Origin of the sequence: Streptomyces iconiensis (assembly GCF_028657195.3) — a bacterium.
GTDB lineage: Bacteria > Actinomycetota > Actinomycetes > Streptomycetales > Streptomycetaceae > Streptomyces > Streptomyces iconiensis.
The window spans coordinates 81751-97573 of the sequence record NZ_JANCPR020000022.1; the positions used below are offsets into that span (position 1 = coordinate 81751).

Below are 15823 nucleotides of genomic sequence, written 5' to 3' on the forward strand. Positions count from 1 at the left end.
CGTACAGGACCGCGCATTCCCCACCCCCTGTCAATCCTCGCTTGCGGCGGGTTCGCCGAAGACCTCGGCGGCCGTGGCGGCTGTGGTCGCGCGCCGAAGCCAGAGATCGAGAAGCTCGCTGTCGTTGCAGAAGAAGATGCGCTCCTTCTCCTCCCTGGACAGATTCAACCCGCGCCTGTCCAGCATGGCGCGCAATACCTCTCTCCGGCCGTCCAGGCGTCCATGCTTCAGCCCCACCTTCAGCCCGGCGCGCATTCCTTCAGCAAGCCCTTGCTTGTGCCCTTCCGCGCGGCCTTCGTCGCGCAATCCCTCGGCGACGAAGCCGCGGAGTTCGAAAAGTCCAGGTGCCATGAGATTCCTGCCAGGGGGTCCGGGTCAGTCTTGGAGTGGGTTCTCGTCTGCCGTGGGATCGGCGAAGATCTCGTCGGCCGTGGTGGCCGTGACCGCGCGGACGAGCCAGAGGCCGAGGAGCTCGCTGTCTTTGCAGGAGGTGATGCGCCCCTTCTCCTCATCGGAGATTTCCAACCCGCGCTTCTCCAGCACGGTGCACAACATTTCGATCCGGCCTTCTTGGCGGCCTTCCTGGAGCCCTCGTTGGCGCCCTTGTTCCAGCCCTTGTTCCAGCCCTTCCGTGTGGCCTACCTGGCGGCCTTCCTCGCGTCCTTCGTCGCGCAATCCTTCCGCGACGAAGCCGCGGAGGTCGAAGAGGCCCTGTCCCACGAGTTTCCTCCAGAGTTCAGCTGCCGGGGAGTCGCCCAGCCCGTTCGCGGTGAGATCGGCGTAGAGGGTGATCATGTCCCTGTCGGTGGTCTGTTTCAGGGCCATGGCGAGGACTTCCAGTATTTCACCGATGCGGTCGTCGGCACTGTGCGTCAGTGCCGAGAACACGGTGAGGGGAAGGTCCGCAGCCGCCCGGTTCGCGTCCATGATCACGGGCACGTTGTGCGGGCCCAGGACGAGGGGCGACACCATGAGGTTCGGCCGGCTGGGGGGCCCGATCGTGAAGGGCCCCCGTGCCCAGTCCGCCGTCACCTTGTCCCGGCAGACGACGAGCAGCGTCGGGTGGTGGGTCTTGTACTTGCTGGCCAGGAAGCTGAGGTAATAGGCCCAGCTCAGCGCCTTTTCGGGGTCCTTCTTGGACTGGGCCTCGATGATCAGCGGGTACGCGCGTCCGTCGGGGCACTTCACGTTCAGCAGTGTGTCCACCCGCCGTTCGACGGGCTGGATCTCGGTGACGTCGCAGTTGAGGACCGTCACCTCGGCGTCGCCAGGGTCGGGCAGGTCCAGGAGAGCGAAGGCCCGCCTGACGAGCTGGGGGACCTCCTGGAACACCCGGTGGTGCGCCTCGTGTGGGGAGTTGACCATGACCGAAGCCAAGCGCGTCCGGCGCGAGTACGGCGGTCGTATGAACGTGCTTCACCCGTACGAGGTCCTACGGGGTCCTACGAGGTCCTACGGGGTCCTACGGGGTCCTACGAGGCCGTTTGCGGGCGTACGACGTCGCAGGGTGCCGGGGCCGGGCATCAGCCGCCCTTGCCGCCGACCTGCGTGTACGCGCTGTTGACGATCTTCTGGGCCAGTGCGGCGTCCCGGCGGGGCACGCGGACGCTGACCCAGAGCTGGCGGGGTTCACCGATGGCGTTGCGGAACTGGCCGAACAGGGACAGTTCGTAGGTCCCGGCGGTGCGCCGCACCGCGTAGTACGGGCTGCGTTCGCGGTCCCGGCGCCACGGCAGGTGGACGGTGCCGGGGCGGCTCTTCAAGAAGGTGAGGCTCTCCTTCGTCGAGCACCGCTTCCCGCAGTCCAACTCGGCGGCGTGCAGGCGTATCCGGGGCCGGGGCCGGAGGGTGGGGTCCTGCTGGCGGGCGGGGCCCGGTGCGCCGGCGGTCACGTTGCGGCACTCGTAGGCGTCAACGGCATCCGGCTCCTTGTACCGCCTGTCGCACACCAGATCCTTCGGTGCGCGCACCGCGAAGGTCAGCGGGGTGAGGTCCCAGACGAACGAGCGCTCGTCCGCACCCCACACCCTGCCGTGCAGGCGCTGTTCGGTGCGGCGGTAGTACCCGAGCCTGGACGTCTCGGGAAGGGGCCGGGAGCGGGGGACGGACGCCAGGTCACGCGCGTCGCTGCGGCCCAGCGCCCGGCGCAGCAGTGACTCCGCGACGGCGGCTGCCCGGGGCAGCGAGGCGGACTCCTCGGCGTACTTGACGGTGATCAACTGGTTGGCGTCGCGCGCGAGGTACTCGGCCACCCGCAGACTGGGTCTGCCGGTCACGGGCAGGTGCACGTCGGACACGACGCGGACGGTTTCGTCGGCCCCACGGACCGGGGAGTCGTCGAAGGCCATCGAACCCTTGGGCGCCCCTTTCCGGCTGACCTTCCACCACTGTCTTTTGGCGCGCAGCCACTGCCCGAACTCCTCGGCCGCGCGAGCCGGTCCGCTGCTCATCAGGTCGCCTGCCAGGGTCCGTACCTGGACGCTCACCTGGACCTCGGGCCGGAAGGGTGCCTGTTCGTCCGCGAAGCACGTCTCGTCACCGGCCACGCGGTCGGGGTCCGGCCGCGGCTCGGTGCGGGTGATCCGGCGCGGGTCCTCCATGAGGGCGCCGAGGGCGTCCCGGGTGAGGGGCGCGCAGACCGAGGCGGGTGTGTGGTGCGGGCCGGGCGCGGGGCTCGCGTTCAGCATGCCGAACACGAGGGTGGCCAGGAGCAGTCCGCTCAGGCCGGCGACACCTCCCGTGGTCTGCTCGCGCAGGAGGGCGGCCCAGCGGCGGGGCTCGGGCGCCGGGTGCGTGTCGGCGGCCAGCCGGTTGCGCAGCTCGATGTGGCGGAAGCGGTAGACGCCGCCCGACTGGCGCAGGACGCCTTTGCTGTGGGCCTCGCGCAGGAAGTCCATGAGCTGCCAGGGCAGCCGTCCCGTCGCCGCGAACCAGAGGCGCGCGAGGGTGTAGCGGCCCCAGGCCGAGGTGGCGTTCTCGTACAGCCAGCCGCTCAGCAGGACTCCGGCGACGGTGCCCAGCCACGTTCCGGTCGTGACGACGTCCCGTCCCGCGGTGAGGTGCCACACGCCCAGAAGCAGCGCGGGCAGCGGCCATACGAGGGCGAACTCGTCCTCCTTGGAGGTGGGCGCGAAACCGAGTGCGAGGGTCGCGCGCCGGTCCCGGTGCAGCAGCCGGGCCGGCTCGGCCGCCGTCTCCGGATCGGCTGGCGGCCGGGCGCGTGCGAGCAGCCAACGGGCAGCGGAGCGTGCCCCGAAGAGGGCGACGAGCAGCACCCCGAGTGCCGCGTGGTCCAGATCGCCGACCGAGCCCGGGGGGAAGGCCACGCAGCCGGCCAGGGCGGTCCAGCCGGCCAGTTTCCCCAGCGCCCTCCAGCGGGACACCTGCCGCATGTCGGCCGGGCGCGGCAGCCGTAACTGCTGGGGAGCGCGTGCCGGGAGGCCCCCGTACGCGCCCCCTACGTATGCGCAGAGTGCCAGTCCGAATCCGGCCCACAGCGGCACCGGCACCCAGCGGTCCCACCAGGCCGTGCCGAGGCCGGCGTGGTGGACGGTGAGCGTGGCCACGGCGACGGCGGGCAGCACGCTCAGTCGCCGCAGCGGTCCTGGCAGCGCCTCCTCCAGGCGCCACCAGGCGATCTCAAGACCGCCGAAGCGGCGGGTGTGCCCGGCGAGGAACGAGGCCCAGCCGCGCGCCTGTTCGGCGCGCTCGCGCCCGGTGTCCGCGTAGGCGGCGGTCAGGAACGCGTCGTACAGGTGGCGTTCGACGGCCTGCCGCGTGGTGAAGCGCCCGGCGCCGAGCAGCTCTGCGGGGTCCCCGTCCGTCTCGCTGTAGGCGACGCGGGCGAGCGCCACCATCAGCGGGGTGCTCAGCACGCGGCGCAGGACGCGGGTCTCGCGCGCGGTGTCGGCGGGGTCGGCCAGCCGGGCCAGCACGTACGACCACTTGGTGTGGGAGGGGTCGCTGCGGCTGGTGCGACGGCTGGTACGGGGCAGATAGCGGGCGAGGTCGTCCGTGGTGAGCGGGCGCAGCTCGATGGCGACGGCGCCGGGCAGCGGCAGCGCCGCGCCGTCAACGGCGCGGCCGTACTCGGCAGTACGGCTCGTCAGGACGCAGCGTGCGTGCTCGGTGAGGCTCGCACGCAGCTCCCGGAGCGCGTGCGGCTGCGCGGGGCGCGGGAGTTCGTCGAAGCCGTCGAGTACGGGCAGGACGCGGCCCGAGGCGATCAGGTCGAGCGCCGCCTCCGGTGTGGGCAGCGCCACGGGATGCTCGGCGCACAGCCGTTCGGCCGCCCACTGCCACAGGCCCTGGCCACCGCCCGGGTTCCATGAGGCCAGCGGCAGCATCACGGGTACGGGCGCTCCCGAGGCCGGCCCGCGTGCCTCCAGGAGCGTGCGCGCGAGCCGTTGCGCGAGCACGGTCTTGCCCGCGCCGGGCTCGCCCAGGATGACCAGTCGCTGCCTGGGGAGTGAGGCGAAGAACGCGGCTGCGCCCGCGAACTCGCCCGCCACCTCCAGCGATACGCCGCGGGGGCCGGCCGCGTGCGCGGCGGGGTCGCCGAGCACGTTCGGCTCGTGGTCCGTCACCAGCGGGTCGGCCGCGTGCCACCGTACGGGGATGGGCGTGGGGGTGCTCACCGGCGAGAGCGCGAGCTGGTCCTCTCCGCCGTACTGGCGGGTCAGCGCGTCGGCCAGCCCCTCGGCCGCCCGGTCGAGCCGGTGTGCGGGCAGCGGCGTACGGGGCCGCGCCCGGCGGCGCCGCTCCAGCACCCGGCCGGCCCCCGCTGTTGCCGCGAGCGCCGCTGCGGCCAGCACGGCCAGCCCCGGAAGCCGCTCCCCTGCGGGGGCCAGGTCAAGCAGGGCAGGGGGCGCGAGGACCAGCACGGCCCCGGTGCAGGCCAGGAGCACGGCGAGCGCGAAGAGGCGGTGGGCGGGCCGGGGCGGGGCCACCTGCTCCTCGTGCACATGGATGTGTACGGCGTCGACGCGCTCCGCCTGGATGACGGTGCCGAACGTGCCGCCGGTGATCCGGTTCTCCCAACGGGCCGTTCCGCCCGTCCCGCCCCCGTCCACCGGTCACCCCCACCCGCCCCACGAGCCGTCAGGAGCAGGATCCTAGCCCCGGACTCCCTTGCACAGGGCGGGCGTTGGGGCCGTGCGGGCAGGGACGGGCACGGGGGCACGGGCGGGGAGGGCGGCTACGGGAGCAGTGGAGCCCGCCCGTGATCCGGAAGCCGGCCGGTCCGGTGCGGCGTCAGTTCCGGGCGCGTACGGGGATCGAGGTCACGAACGTCTGCTCGGGCGCGGGGTCGGCGAAGAAGTCGTTGCCCTTGTCGTCCACGACGATGAACGCGGGGAAGTCCTCGACCTCGATGCGCCAGACGGCCTCCATGCCCAACTCCTCGTACTCCAGGACCTCGACCTTCTTGATGCAGTCCTGGGCGAGGCGCGCGGCAGGGCCGCCGATGGAGCCGAGGTAGAAGCCGCCGTGCGTGGCGCACGCGTCGGTGACCTGCTTGCTGCGGTTGCCCTTGGCGAGCATCACCTTGGACCCGCCCGCCGCCTGGAACTGCTCGACGTAGGCGTCCATACGCCCTGCCGTAGTGGGCCCGAAGGAGCCGGAGGCGTAACCCTCGGGGGTCTTGGCGGGGCCCGCGTAGTAGACGGGGTGGTCCTTGAGGTACTGCGGCATCTCCTCGCCCGCGTCCAGGCGTTCCTTGATCTTCGCGTGGGCGATGTCCCGCGCGACGACCAGCGTGCCGGTCAGCGAGAGCCGCGTCTTCACCGGGTGCCTGCCCAGCTCGGCGAGGATCTCGTCCATGGGGCGTGCCAGGTCGATCCGCACGGCGTCCAGGTCGGGGCCCGCGCCCTCGGTCAGCTCCGTCTCGGTGGTCTCCGGCAGGAAGCGCGCCGGGTCGGTCTCCAACTGCTCCAGGAAGACGCCCTCCGCGGTGATCTTCGCCTTGGCCTGCCGGTCGGCGGAACAGGAGACGGCGATGGCGACGGGGCAGGAGGCGCCGTGCCGGGGGAGGCGGACGACGCGTACGTCGTGGCAGAAGTACTTGCCGCCGAACTGGGCGCCGATGCCGATCTTCTGGGTCAGCTCGAAGACCTTCTCCTCCAGCTCCTTGTCCCGGAAGCCGTGGCCGCTGGGCGACCCCTCTGCGGGCAGCTCGTCGAGGTAGTGCGCCGAGGCGTACTTCGCGGTCTTCAGCGCGTACTCGGCGCTGGTACCGCCCACGACGATCGCCAGGTGGTACGGCGGGCAGGCGGCGGTACCGAGCGAGCGGATCTTCTGCTCCAGGAACGCCATCATGGAGGACTCGTTCAGCACCGCCTTCGTCTCCTGGTAGAGGAAGGACTTGTTGGCACTGCCGCCGCCCTTGGCCATGAACAGGAACTTGTACGCGTCACCGTCGGTCGCGTACAGCTCGATCTGGGCCGGCAGGTTGGTGCCCGTGTTCTTCTCGTCCCACATGGTGAGCGGGGCCATCTGCGAGTAGCGCAGGTTGAGCTGGGTGTAGGCGTCGTGGATGCCGAGCGAGAGCGCTTCTTCGTCGCCGCCCCCGGTCAGCACCTCCTGGCCGCGCTTGCCCATCACGATCGCGGTACCGGTGTCCTGGCACATCGGCAGGACGCCCGCCGCCGCGATGTTGGCGTTCTTGAGCAGGTCCAGCGCGACGAACTTGTCGTTGCCGCTGGCCTCGGGGTCGTCGAGGATACGGCGCAGCTGCGCGAGGTGTTCGGGGCGCAGGTAGTGCTGGATGTCGTGGATCGCCTCGGCGGCGAGTGCACGCAGGGCCTCCGGCTCGAGCTTGAGGAACGTGCGCCCGTCCGCCTCGAAGGTGCTCACGCCCTCGCTGGTGACCAGGCGGTACGGCGTCGGGTCGGCTCCTGTGGGGAGCAGGTCCGTGTACGAGAACGCAGGGCTGGCCGGGCGCGGGTTGGCAGACATACGGCGACTCTTTCCTCTCACTGCTGCGGCTCTCGGCGATGGGAGCGCGCCACACAGCGTAGAACGTCGCGAAACGGCGGAGGACGGCGGAGCAGCCGGGGAAACCCGGCCCGGAAGACAGGCTGCTGGGGGTAGTCGCGATCTATCGCGTTTGGGTACGCTGGCGGCGTGAATGAAGACTCTGCGCGCACCTCGCTCGAAAAGCAGCCGACCGCAGCACGTCCGCAGGCCCCGGCCGCCGAGGCGGACGTGCGTGCCTCGGACGCCGACCGTGACCGGGTCGCCGACATCCTCCGCGAGGCCCTCGCCGAGGGGCGGCTCGACGCGGAGGAGCACGGTGAGCGGGTCGGCGCGGTCTACGCAGCCAAGACCGTCGGCGAGCTGGAGCCCATCGTCAGGGACTTGCCAGCGGGCCGGGAGGACGAGCGCAAGCGGGAGCAGCCACGCGCCGAGCCGGACTCGTACGCGGCGGCGTTCTCCACCTTCGCGGCCTCCTACGCCTCCTCGCACACCTCGGTACACGGGAGGTGCCCCTGGAGCGGGCCCAAGGAGAACATGGTCGCGATCTTCAGCAGCTCGGCCCGCAAGGGCCGCTGGCGCGTACCGCGGAAGATCAACGCGTTCGCGTGCTTCGGCAGCGTCGAGATCGACCTGACCCAGGCACTGTTCGACCACCAGCACGTGCACATCAACGCCACCTCGGTCTTCGGCAGCATCGACATCCGTGTCCCCGAGAACATCACGCTCCAGCAGAAGGGCGCCGGGATCTTCGGCGGCTTCGACGTCCACGTCGCCGATTCACCGGAAGCGGACGCTCCTGTCGTGCTCGTACAGGGTGCCGCCGTGTTCGGCAGCGTGGAGGCGAAACCCAAGCGCGGCAAGCTCATCCACGACCTCAGGGAGCGCTTCCGCAAGGAGCGGTAGAACCCGGTCACAAGGCGCCGTGAAGGCCGCTCGCGGGCGGGCTCCGGCGCTCTGAGCGGGGCGGGGAGCGCCACAGAGCGCGCCAGGAGCGCGTTCAGGGGGCGCCACGGTATGCATACCGCCGCGCACAGCGGGTAGGGCTCGGGCATCGTCTCTCGTACGGTTGCCTCGCGAACTGCCGTGCGTAGCAAGACGGATGAAGGGGAACCTCCGTCGTCTCGTCAGGAGCAGACCGTGCTGCAACCGCCGCATCAGACCCTGCAGGCAGCCGCCACCGTCCCCGTACAGCGCACGCCAGCGCGGGAGGACCAAGCGGGGCCCTGGCACGCGGACGCCGTCTGCCGCCGTGATGAGGCCGGTCTCTTCTTCGCCCCGTCCAAGGAGCCGACCGCGGCCCGGCTTTCGCGCGAACAGGCCGCCAAGCGCGTGTGCGCCCGGTGCCCCGTACTGGTCGAGTGCCGCGAACACGCCCTGCTCATGCCCGAGCCCTACGGCGTCTGGGGCGGCCTCACAGCAGCCGAACGCCGGGTAGTCCTCTCCCGCCGCCGCCGAGCCACCACCCCAGACCCCACCGACGTCCCCCGCATCGCCTAGCCCCTCCCCGAACACCGCGGGAGAGGGCACCAAAAGAGGGGGCGCGGGGAACGGCGCGCCAAGCGCCAACGCACGCAGGGCCCGCGACGCACCGAGGGGGCACCCCCTCATCGGAAGCTGCGGGAGAGGGCGCCGAAAGAGGGGGCGCGGGGAACGGCGCGCCAAGCGCCAACGCACGCAGGGCCCGCGACGCACCGAGGGGGCACCCCCTCATCGGAAGGGGGCACCCCCTCATCGGACGGCGTCCGAGAGGGAGCCCCCACCTCTTGAGTCGGACGGCACCCCGCGAGGGGCCCTAGCGGGCGCGATCGAAGTCGACAGCGCTGTAAGCGCGCAGCTTGGACAGCTGGTGCACGGACTCGATCTGGCGGATCGTCCCCGACTTGGACCGCATCACGAGTGACTGTGTATAGGCGCGCTCGCCGCGGAAGTGGACGCCGCGGAGCAGATCGCCGTCGGTGATGCCGGTGGCGACGAAGAAGACGTTCTCGCCGCTGACCAGGTCCTCGGTCTGCAGGACCCGGTCCAGATCGTGCCCGGCGTCGAGGGCGCGGGCGCGCTCCTCGTCGTCCTTGGGCCACAGCCTGCCCTGTATGGTCCCGCCGAGGCACTTGATCGCGCAGGCCGCGATGATGCCTTCGGGCGTGCCGCCGACGCCGAGGAGCAGGTCGACGCCGGTCTCCTCGCGCACGGTCATGACGGCGCCGGCGACATCGCCGTCCGAGATGAACTTGACGCGCGCGCCCGCCTCCCTGACCTCCTGCACCAGGCCCTCGTGGCGCGGCCTGTCCAGGACGACGACGGTGACATCGCCGACGGCGCAGCCCTTGGACTTGGCGATGCGGCGGATGTTCACGGCAGGCGGCGCCGTGATGTCCACGAACTCCGCGGCTTCGGGGCCCGTCACCAGCTTGTCCATGTAGAAGACGGCGCTCGGGTCGAACATCGTGCCCCGCTCGGCGACCGCCAGTACGGAGACGGCGTTGCCCATGCCCTTGGCGGTGAGCGTGGTGCCGTCCACCGGATCGACGGCGACATCGCACTCGGCGCCCGTACCGTCCCCGACGCGCTCGCCGTTGAAGAGCATCGGCGCCTCGTCCTTCTCGCCCTCGCCGATCACCACGACGCCGTTCATGGAGACGGTGGAGACGAGGGTGCGCATGGCCTTGACGGCGGCGCCGTCCGCGCCGTTCTTGTCGCCCCGGCCGACCCAGCGGCCCGATGCCATGGCCCCGGCCTCGGTGACCCGGACGAGTTCCAGGGCGAGGTTGCGGTCGGGCGCCTCCGGGCTGACTTCGAGCGGGGACGGAAGATGGTGGTGTTCGTTCATCGGAACACACCTTTCTGTACGGCGTCATGGGCCGTGCTGAGCTGGCGAGGGTGTCTGAGACTCTACCGGGCTGCGGCAGACTGAGCAGGGGTGCCCACGTATGAGCGGTTACCTGCGTAGGTGTGGAATCGGCCGGTATGGGACTTCCGATTCGGACGTGGCCCCTGGCGGAGGCGCCTGGCCCGCATAAGGGACGATGGTGGCATGGCAGCAGACAAGAAGCGCGGCGCGCAGGCGGTGCGGGACATGATCATCTCGCTGGCGGTCATCGTGCTGGCCGCCTGGGTGATCTACCTGTTCATCCCGCACGATGACAAGAAGGACCCGGTCAAGCCCGTCAGTTACACCGTGGAGCTGAACTCGGCACGGCGCGCCGCGCCGTACCCGGTCGCGGCACCCGAGGGCCTGTCCAAGAACTGGCGCGCCACCTCCGTCCGTTACGCGGCCGACAGCCCCAAGGGCTCTGCCTGGCACCTGGGCTTCATGACGCCCGACAACGAGTACGCCACCGTCGAACAGACCGACAAGCCGCGTCCTCAGAAGTTCATCGAGGACGTCACGCAGGGCGCCGAGAAGACGGCGAAGACCCAGCGCGTCGGCGGCGACGAGTGGACGCGCTACGAGGGGGAGAAGTACGACGCCCTCGTACGGACGTTCAAGAACGGCAAGAAGGGCACGTCCGTGACCGTGGTCACCGGGACCGCGTCCTTCAAGCAGCTCGGCCAACTCGCCGGCGCGCTGCAGGCCAAGAACGTGAAGGTCGAAACCGGCTCGCCCGCGCCCCAGAAGGCCACGGCGGCCGACGGCTGAGAAGGGCCGTGTCCGGCGACGGCTGAGAGAAGGCCACGACCGGTGACAGGCTCACGACCGGTGACAGGCTGACGATCGGCTGCCGGGCACTGTGCCGGGCAGCCGGTGCGTGCCTTGCCGACCAGCCGGTGTGTGGCTCGCGGTGATGTGCCGCGCGCGGCAGATGACTGCCGCGCAGCCGGCTTCCACCGTCCGGCCGGACAACGGAATGCCCCCCGCGCGAGGGGGGGAGAACGCGCGGGGGGCTGCTCACTGCCGGTGGCGTCCGGTGCTGTCGCACGGCGCCCTTCCCGGCTGGATCAGAGGACGGTCACCACGTCGTCGTAGGACAGCCGCGGGGAGCGGGGGAACCACGCGTCCGGGCCCGGCTTGCCGATGTTGACCACCATCAGCACGCGCTGGCGGCCGTCGCCGAAGAACTCCTTGTTGACGCCGTCGGCGTCGAAGCCGGTCATCGGGCCCGCGGCGAGCCCGGCGGCGCGCACGCCGATGAGGAAGTAGGCGGCCTGGAGGGTGGCGTTGAGGCTGCCCGCCGACTCGCGTACCGACTCCTCCGAGAAGACCGCGTCCTTGATGTGCGGAGCGTGCGGAAGCAGCTCGGGCAGGCGCTCGTGGAAGTCCAGGTGGTACGAGAGGACGGCGACGAGCGGTGCGGTACGGGTCTTGGGCTGGTTGCCCTCGGCCATGTGGCCGCACAGGCGTTCGCGGGCCTCGTCGCTGCGGATGAGGGTCACGCGCAGCGGGGACTGGTTGAACGCGGTGGGGCCGTACTTGACCAGGTCGTATATCGCCTGGACCTGCTCGTCGGAGACCGGCTCTTCGGTGAAGGTGTTGGCGGTGCGTGCCTCGCGGAAGAGGAGATCCTGGGCAGCGGAGTCGAGGACAAGAGCCATGGGGGATGGTGCCTTTTCTTGCGAGACATTCGTAGTGGTGCCACGTATAAGTGTAGCTACCACTTGTTCAAGGTTGAACCATGGCGGTAGGTGGCGTACGTCCCACTCGGCCCATGTGTCACCCCGGCTCCCCGTCGTCCGCTTCGTCCCCCTTATCCCCCTAGTCTTCTTCGTCCTCGTCCGCTTCGCCGTCGTCCCCCGCTTCCTCCTCCAGCACCGCGTCCAGCCGAGCACGCGCGCCCTCCAGCCAGGCGCGGCAGACGGCCGCCAGTTCCTCGCCGCGCTCCCACAGCTCCAGCGACTCCTCCAGCGTGGAGCCGCCGGCCTCCAGCCGCTGCACGACCTCGACCAGCTCGGCCCTCGCCTGCTCGTAGCTGAGGGAGGAGTCGGCGGGCGCGGCTTCCGTTTCCGTCGTCATACGCTCAGCCTACGCACGGGGAGTGACAGTGACGCCGAACTCTCCTTCGGCCACCCGCGCCCGCAGCGCCTCGCCCCCGGCGACCTCCTCCGCGTCCCGCACGACCCCGCCGTCCTCGCGCTGGAGCACCGCGTACCCGCGCTTCAGCGTCGCCGCCGGCGACAGCGCGACGACGCGCGCGTGGGTGTGTGCCAGCTCGTCCTCCGCGCGCGCCAACCTGTGGTCGAGCACCCGCCGCGTACGGTCCAGCAGCGCCGCCACGTCGTCCTCCCTGTCCTCGACCATCGTGTGCGGATCGGCCATCACCGGGCGGCTCATCACCTCGACCAGCCCCCGCTCCTCGCGCTCCAGCCTGCCGCTGATCACCCGCCAGGCCCGCTCCCGCAGCACCCGCACGCGCTCGTGCTCCTCGCCCACATCAGGAACGGTGTCCTTCGCCGCGTGCGTGGGTGTGCGGGCACGCAGATCGGCCACCAGATCGAGCAGCGGCGCGTCCGCCTCGTGCCCGATCGCGGACACCACAGGTGTGCGGGCAGCTGCGACGGCGCGCACCAGCCGCTCGTCCGAGAACGGCAGTAGATCCTCCATCCCGCCGCCGCCCCGCGTCACGATGATCACGTCCACATCCGTGCGCGCGTCCAGCTCATGCAGCGCCTCGATGATCTGCGGCACGGCGTACGCCCCCTGCACCGCCGTGTTGCGCACCTCGAAGCGCACCGCAGGCCAGCGCTCCCGCGCGGTGTGCAGCACGTCCCGCTCAGCGTCCGAGGCCCGCCCGGTGATCAGCCCTATGCGCTGCGGCAGGAACGGCAGCCGCTTCTTGCGTTCGGCCGCGAACAGTCCCTCAGCCGCCAGCGCCTTCTTCAACCGCTCAAGACGCGCGAGGAGTTCGCCCACCCCCACGGGCCGGATCTCGGCGGCGCGCAGGGAGAGCCGTCCCGTCTTCTCGTACCACTCCGGTTTCGCGTGCACCACCACGCGCGTGCCCTCGCCGATCACGTCCTTGACCTGCTCGTAGACGGGACGGAAGCAGGTGACGCTCAGGGAGACCTCACGGGACGGGTCACGCAGCGTCAGGAAGACCACCCCCGCGCCGGGGCGCGGGGACAGCTGGATGATCTGCCCCTCGACCCAGACGGCCCCGAGCCTGTCGATCCATCCACGGATCAGCCGTGAGACCTCGCTGACGGGGATCGGTGCCTCTGCGGACGTGGTGAGAGCCATACGGGAAGGCTAGGCCCTGCCACCGACAGCCCGTTCCGGCGCCGGGCTCACACGCCCTTGACGTGGCGCTTGCGCAGGACGACCAGTACCACGAGGGCGATCACCAGCCAGCCCAGGCCGATCCAGTGGGCCTCGGAGTTGGCGGTGACGATCACCGCCACGATGATCGCGAGCCCGGCCAGCGGCAGCACCCAGTCCCGCAGGACGCTCACCCGGTGCCCGCTGTCGCCCCTGCGCAGCCCGTAGTAGCCGACGACCGACAGGTGCAGCATGCCGAACGCCGTCAGCGCGCCCATGTCGACGATCGACACCAGCCGGTCCAGCCCGTCCGCCGCTCGCGCCGCCCACACGGCGGCGCACAGCGTGAGCACGGCGCTCACCAGCAGTGCCCTGCTCGGCACCTTCGTGTGCGGGCTCGTCCGGCCCAGCACGCGCGGCAGCCGTCCGTCGCGGGCCATCGCGAACAGCAGCCGGGAGGCAGCGGCCTGCCCCGCCAGCGCCGCGAAGGCCGCGCCGATCGCCTTGCTCACCGCCACCGTCGTCTCCAGCCAACTGCCGACGGCCGCATTGACGGCCACATAGAAGGCCGATCCCTGCGCCGCCGGGTCCTTCGCCAGCTCGCGTGAGGAGTCGGCCGAGAGCAGCGCGGCCAGGTACGTCTGGACGAAGAAGAGGACGCCCGTCACGAGCAGGCACCACACCAGGGCACGCGCGACCTTCGTGGCGCGCTCTCCCCTGCCGCCGAGCGCCTCCTCGGCGAAGTTCGCGATGGCGTCGAAGCCGAGAAAGGAGAGCACGGCGACCGAGACGGCACCGAGCAGCGCCGTCATCGAGAAGGCCCGGTCCCCGGTCAGCGGGCTGAGCCAGTCCCGCTCGGGCCCCTCCTGCACCAGCACCACCACTGCGGCACCGATGAACACCAGGAGCACCACGATTTCCATCGCCAGCACGAGGAAGCCGACGACCGCCGCCCTGCGCACCCCCGACAGATTGAGCGCCGTGGTGAGCACCACCGCGATCGCCGTCCAGATCCACTGGTCGACGGAGGGCACCAGCTGCGCCATGGCGATGCCGGAGAACAAGTAGGCGACCGCCGGGATGAGCAGGTAGTCGAGCATCATCATCCAGCCGGCCACGAACCCCGCGCCGTCCCCGAGCCCCGCACGCGCGTACGCGTAGACGGAGCCCGCCTGCGGCACCGTACGGATCATGCGTGCGTACGAGTACGCCGTGAACGACATGGCCACCGTCGCCACCGCGTACACCAGCGGCACCACGCCGTGACTCCGCGCGTCGAGCGCGCCGTAGATACCGACGGGGGCCATCGGGGCGATGAACAGCAGACCGTAGACGATCAGGTCGCGCAGGCTGAGGCTGGGCCTCAGACCGCCGTCCTCGGGACCCTCGGGACCGTCTCCTGCGAATGCCGATGTGCGTGCGCGAGCTCCAGGCATGCCGACCAGCTTGCCGCAAAGTACGGCCCCACCAGTGGACCGCCGTGAACCGGCGCACACGGGCACAGGAACGAACCGGCGCACGCGCCGACCCGTGCCGTACGCCGTGTCGCGTGTCCTTCGCCCGAAGGTGGCTCTCGTGCCGCTCGCCCGCGCCCTTACGATGGACGCATGACTGCAACGCCCGCCCGCCGAGTCCTCCTCGCCGCCCCGCGCGGCTACTGCGCCGGTGTGGACCGAGCCGTGATCGCCGTCGAGAAGGCGCTGGAGCAGTACGGCGCCCCGATCTACGTTCGCCACGAGATCGTGCACAACAAGTACGTGGTCAAGACCCTGGAGAAAAAGGGCGCGATCTTCGTCGAGGAGACGGAGGAGGTGCCCGAGGGGGAGATCGTCATCTTCTCCGCACACGGCGTGGCCCCCGTCGTCCACGAGGAAGCCGAACGCGGCAAACTCGCCACCATCGACGCCACCTGCCCCCTTGTCACCAAGGTCCACAAGGAGGCGGTCCGCTACGCCAACGAGGACTACGACATCCTCCTGATCGGCCACGAGGGCCACGAGGAGGTCGTCGGAACCAGCGGCGAGGCGCCCGAGCACATCACCCTCGTCGACGGCCCCGACGACGTGAAGAACGTCGAGGTCCGCGACCCCGACAAGGTGGTCTGGCTCTCCCAGACCACCCTCTCCGTGGACGAGACCATGGAGACGGTCGACGCCATCAAGGGCCGCTACCCCAACCTCCTCTCGCCGCCCAGCGACGACATCTGCTACGCCACCCAGAACCGCCAGACCGCCATCAAGCAGGTGGCGGCCGATGCCGACCTCGTGCTGGTCGTGGGCTCCAAGAACTCCTCCAACTCCGTCCGGCTGGTCGAGACGGCCCTCACCCATGGGGCCGACGCCGGGCACCTGATCGACTCGGCCGACGAGATCGACGAGGCATGGCTGGAGGGCGTCGGGACGATCGGCCTCTCCTCCGGTGCCTCCGTGCCCGAGGTGCTGGTCGACGGCGTCCTGGAGTGGCTCGCGCAGCGCGGCTGGGAGGACGTCGAGATCGTCAAGCCGGTCGACGAGCACATGCAGTTCTCGCTCCCCAAGGAGCTGCGCCGCGACCTGCGCGCCGAGGCGGCCAAGGCCACGGACCGCACCGAGGCGGCCCAGGCGACGGACCCGGCACACGCCTGACCGGTCACGCGCCCGGCGGTCGGCATGCGTGACC

General features: G+C 70.8%; 13 protein-coding genes. 4 read left to right on the plus strand and 9 right to left on the minus strand.

Annotated elements, in window-relative coordinates; all coding sequences use genetic code 11:
• Positions 1 to 30 precede the first annotated feature (30 nt).
• The 4 genes from NMN56_RS22305 to NMN56_RS22320 all read right to left on the minus strand — a co-directional run bounded on the left by NMN56_RS22305 (position 31) and on the right by NMN56_RS22320 (position 6954).
• Positions 31 to 351, minus strand: a complete 321-nt coding sequence (locus NMN56_RS22305) for a hypothetical protein (RefSeq protein ID WP_274040943.1) — start codon at positions 349 to 351, stop codon at positions 31 to 33.
• A 24-nt stretch (positions 352 to 375) separates the two neighbouring features.
• A complete protein-coding gene (locus NMN56_RS22310) occupies positions 376 to 1365 on the minus strand; it encodes an RpnC/YadD family protein (protein WP_274040942.1) in 990 nt (329 codons plus the stop codon).
• 158 nt (positions 1366 to 1523) lie between these two features.
• On the minus strand, positions 1524 to 5072 hold the full coding sequence (locus tag NMN56_RS22315; protein WP_274040941.1) for an NACHT domain-containing protein: 3549 nt from the start codon (positions 5070 to 5072) through the stop codon (positions 1524 to 1526).
• 181 nt (positions 5073 to 5253) lie between these two features.
• Positions 5254 to 6954 carry a fumarate hydratase gene (locus NMN56_RS22320; RefSeq protein WP_274040940.1) on the minus strand — a complete coding sequence of 567 codons (1701 nt, stop codon included), beginning with the start codon at positions 6952 to 6954 and terminating at the stop codon, positions 5254 to 5256.
• A gap of 168 nt (positions 6955 to 7122) precedes the next feature.
• Here NMN56_RS22320 and NMN56_RS22325 point away from each other — a divergent pair, with 168 nt between their 5' ends.
• On the plus strand, positions 7123 to 7878 hold the full coding sequence (locus NMN56_RS22325) for a DUF1707 SHOCT-like domain-containing protein (RefSeq protein ID WP_274040939.1): 756 nt from the start codon (positions 7123 to 7125) through the stop codon (positions 7876 to 7878).
• 234 nt (positions 7879 to 8112) lie between these two features.
• Positions 8113 to 8472 (plus strand): WhiB family transcriptional regulator, encoded by a 360-nt coding sequence (locus NMN56_RS22330; protein WP_274040938.1) that lies wholly within the window; start codon positions 8113 to 8115, stop codon positions 8470 to 8472.
• A gap of 295 nt (positions 8473 to 8767) precedes the next feature.
• Here the strand turns inward: NMN56_RS22330 and glpX are convergent, their stop codons facing one another.
• Positions 8768 to 9802 (minus strand): class II fructose-bisphosphatase, encoded by a 1035-nt coding sequence (gene glpX, locus NMN56_RS22335; protein WP_274040937.1) that lies wholly within the window; start codon positions 9800 to 9802, stop codon positions 8768 to 8770.
• A gap of 204 nt (positions 9803 to 10006) precedes the next feature.
• Between glpX and NMN56_RS22340 the strand changes: the two genes are divergently transcribed.
• Entirely contained in the window at positions 10007 to 10612 is a 606-nt protein-coding gene (locus tag NMN56_RS22340) for a DUF4245 domain-containing protein (RefSeq protein ID WP_274040936.1), read from the plus strand.
• A 299-nt stretch (positions 10613 to 10911) separates the two neighbouring features.
• Here NMN56_RS22340 and NMN56_RS22345 read toward each other — a convergent pair whose 3' ends face one another.
• From NMN56_RS22345 to NMN56_RS22360, 4 genes are all read right to left on the minus strand, one after another.
• On the minus strand, positions 10912 to 11505 hold the full coding sequence (locus tag NMN56_RS22345) for a malonic semialdehyde reductase (protein WP_274040935.1): 594 nt from the start codon (positions 11503 to 11505) through the stop codon (positions 10912 to 10914).
• A gap of 160 nt (positions 11506 to 11665) precedes the next feature.
• On the minus strand, positions 11666 to 11923 hold the full coding sequence (locus tag NMN56_RS22350) for an exodeoxyribonuclease VII small subunit (RefSeq protein WP_274040934.1): 258 nt from the start codon (positions 11921 to 11923) through the stop codon (positions 11666 to 11668).
• 9 nt (positions 11924 to 11932) lie between these two features.
• Entirely contained in the window at positions 11933 to 13147 is a 1215-nt protein-coding gene (gene xseA / locus NMN56_RS22355; protein WP_274040933.1) for an exodeoxyribonuclease VII large subunit, read from the minus strand.
• 47 nt (positions 13148 to 13194) lie between these two features.
• Positions 13195 to 14601: an APC family permease gene (locus tag NMN56_RS22360; protein ID WP_274040932.1), complete on the minus strand. Its 1407-nt coding sequence runs from the start codon at positions 14599 to 14601 to the stop codon at positions 13195 to 13197.
• Between the two features lie 171 nt (positions 14602 to 14772).
• On the opposite strand from NMN56_RS22360, the gene NMN56_RS22365 reads away from it, so the two are divergent.
• Entirely contained in the window at positions 14773 to 15789 is a 1017-nt protein-coding gene (locus tag NMN56_RS22365) for a 4-hydroxy-3-methylbut-2-enyl diphosphate reductase (protein ID WP_274040931.1), read from the plus strand.
• Positions 15790 to 15823 lie beyond the last annotated feature (34 nt).

Bases quoted from the DNA above. Each gene is read 5' to 3' on its own strand.
- NMN56_RS22305 (WP_274040943.1), bottom strand. From the start codon at position 351: ATGGCACCTGGACTTTTCGAACTCCGCGGCTTCGTCGCCGAGGGATTG.
- NMN56_RS22310 (WP_274040942.1), bottom strand. From the start codon at position 1,365: ATGGTCAACTCCCCACACGAGGCGCACCACCGGGTGTTCCAGGAGGTC.
- NMN56_RS22320 (WP_274040940.1), bottom strand. From the start codon at position 6,954: ATGTCTGCCAACCCGCGCCCGGCCAGCCCTGCGTTCTCGTACACGGAC.
- glpX (WP_274040937.1), bottom strand. From the start codon at position 9,802: ATGAACGAACACCACCATCTTCCGTCCCCGCTCGAAGTCAGCCCGGAG.
- NMN56_RS22340 (WP_274040936.1), top strand. From the start codon at position 10,007: ATGGCAGCAGACAAGAAGCGCGGCGCGCAGGCGGTGCGGGACATGATC.
- NMN56_RS22345 (WP_274040935.1), bottom strand. From the start codon at position 11,505: ATGGCTCTTGTCCTCGACTCCGCTGCCCAGGATCTCCTCTTCCGCGAG.
- NMN56_RS22350 (WP_274040934.1), bottom strand. From the start codon at position 11,923: ATGACGACGGAAACGGAAGCCGCGCCCGCCGACTCCTCCCTCAGCTAC.
- xseA (WP_274040933.1), bottom strand. From the start codon at position 13,147: ATGGCTCTCACCACGTCCGCAGAGGCACCGATCCCCGTCAGCGAGGTC.
- NMN56_RS22360 (WP_274040932.1), bottom strand. From the start codon at position 14,601: ATGCCTGGAGCTCGCGCACGCACATCGGCATTCGCAGGAGACGGTCCC.
- NMN56_RS22365 (WP_274040931.1), top strand. From the start codon at position 14,773: ATGACTGCAACGCCCGCCCGCCGAGTCCTCCTCGCCGCCCCGCGCGGC.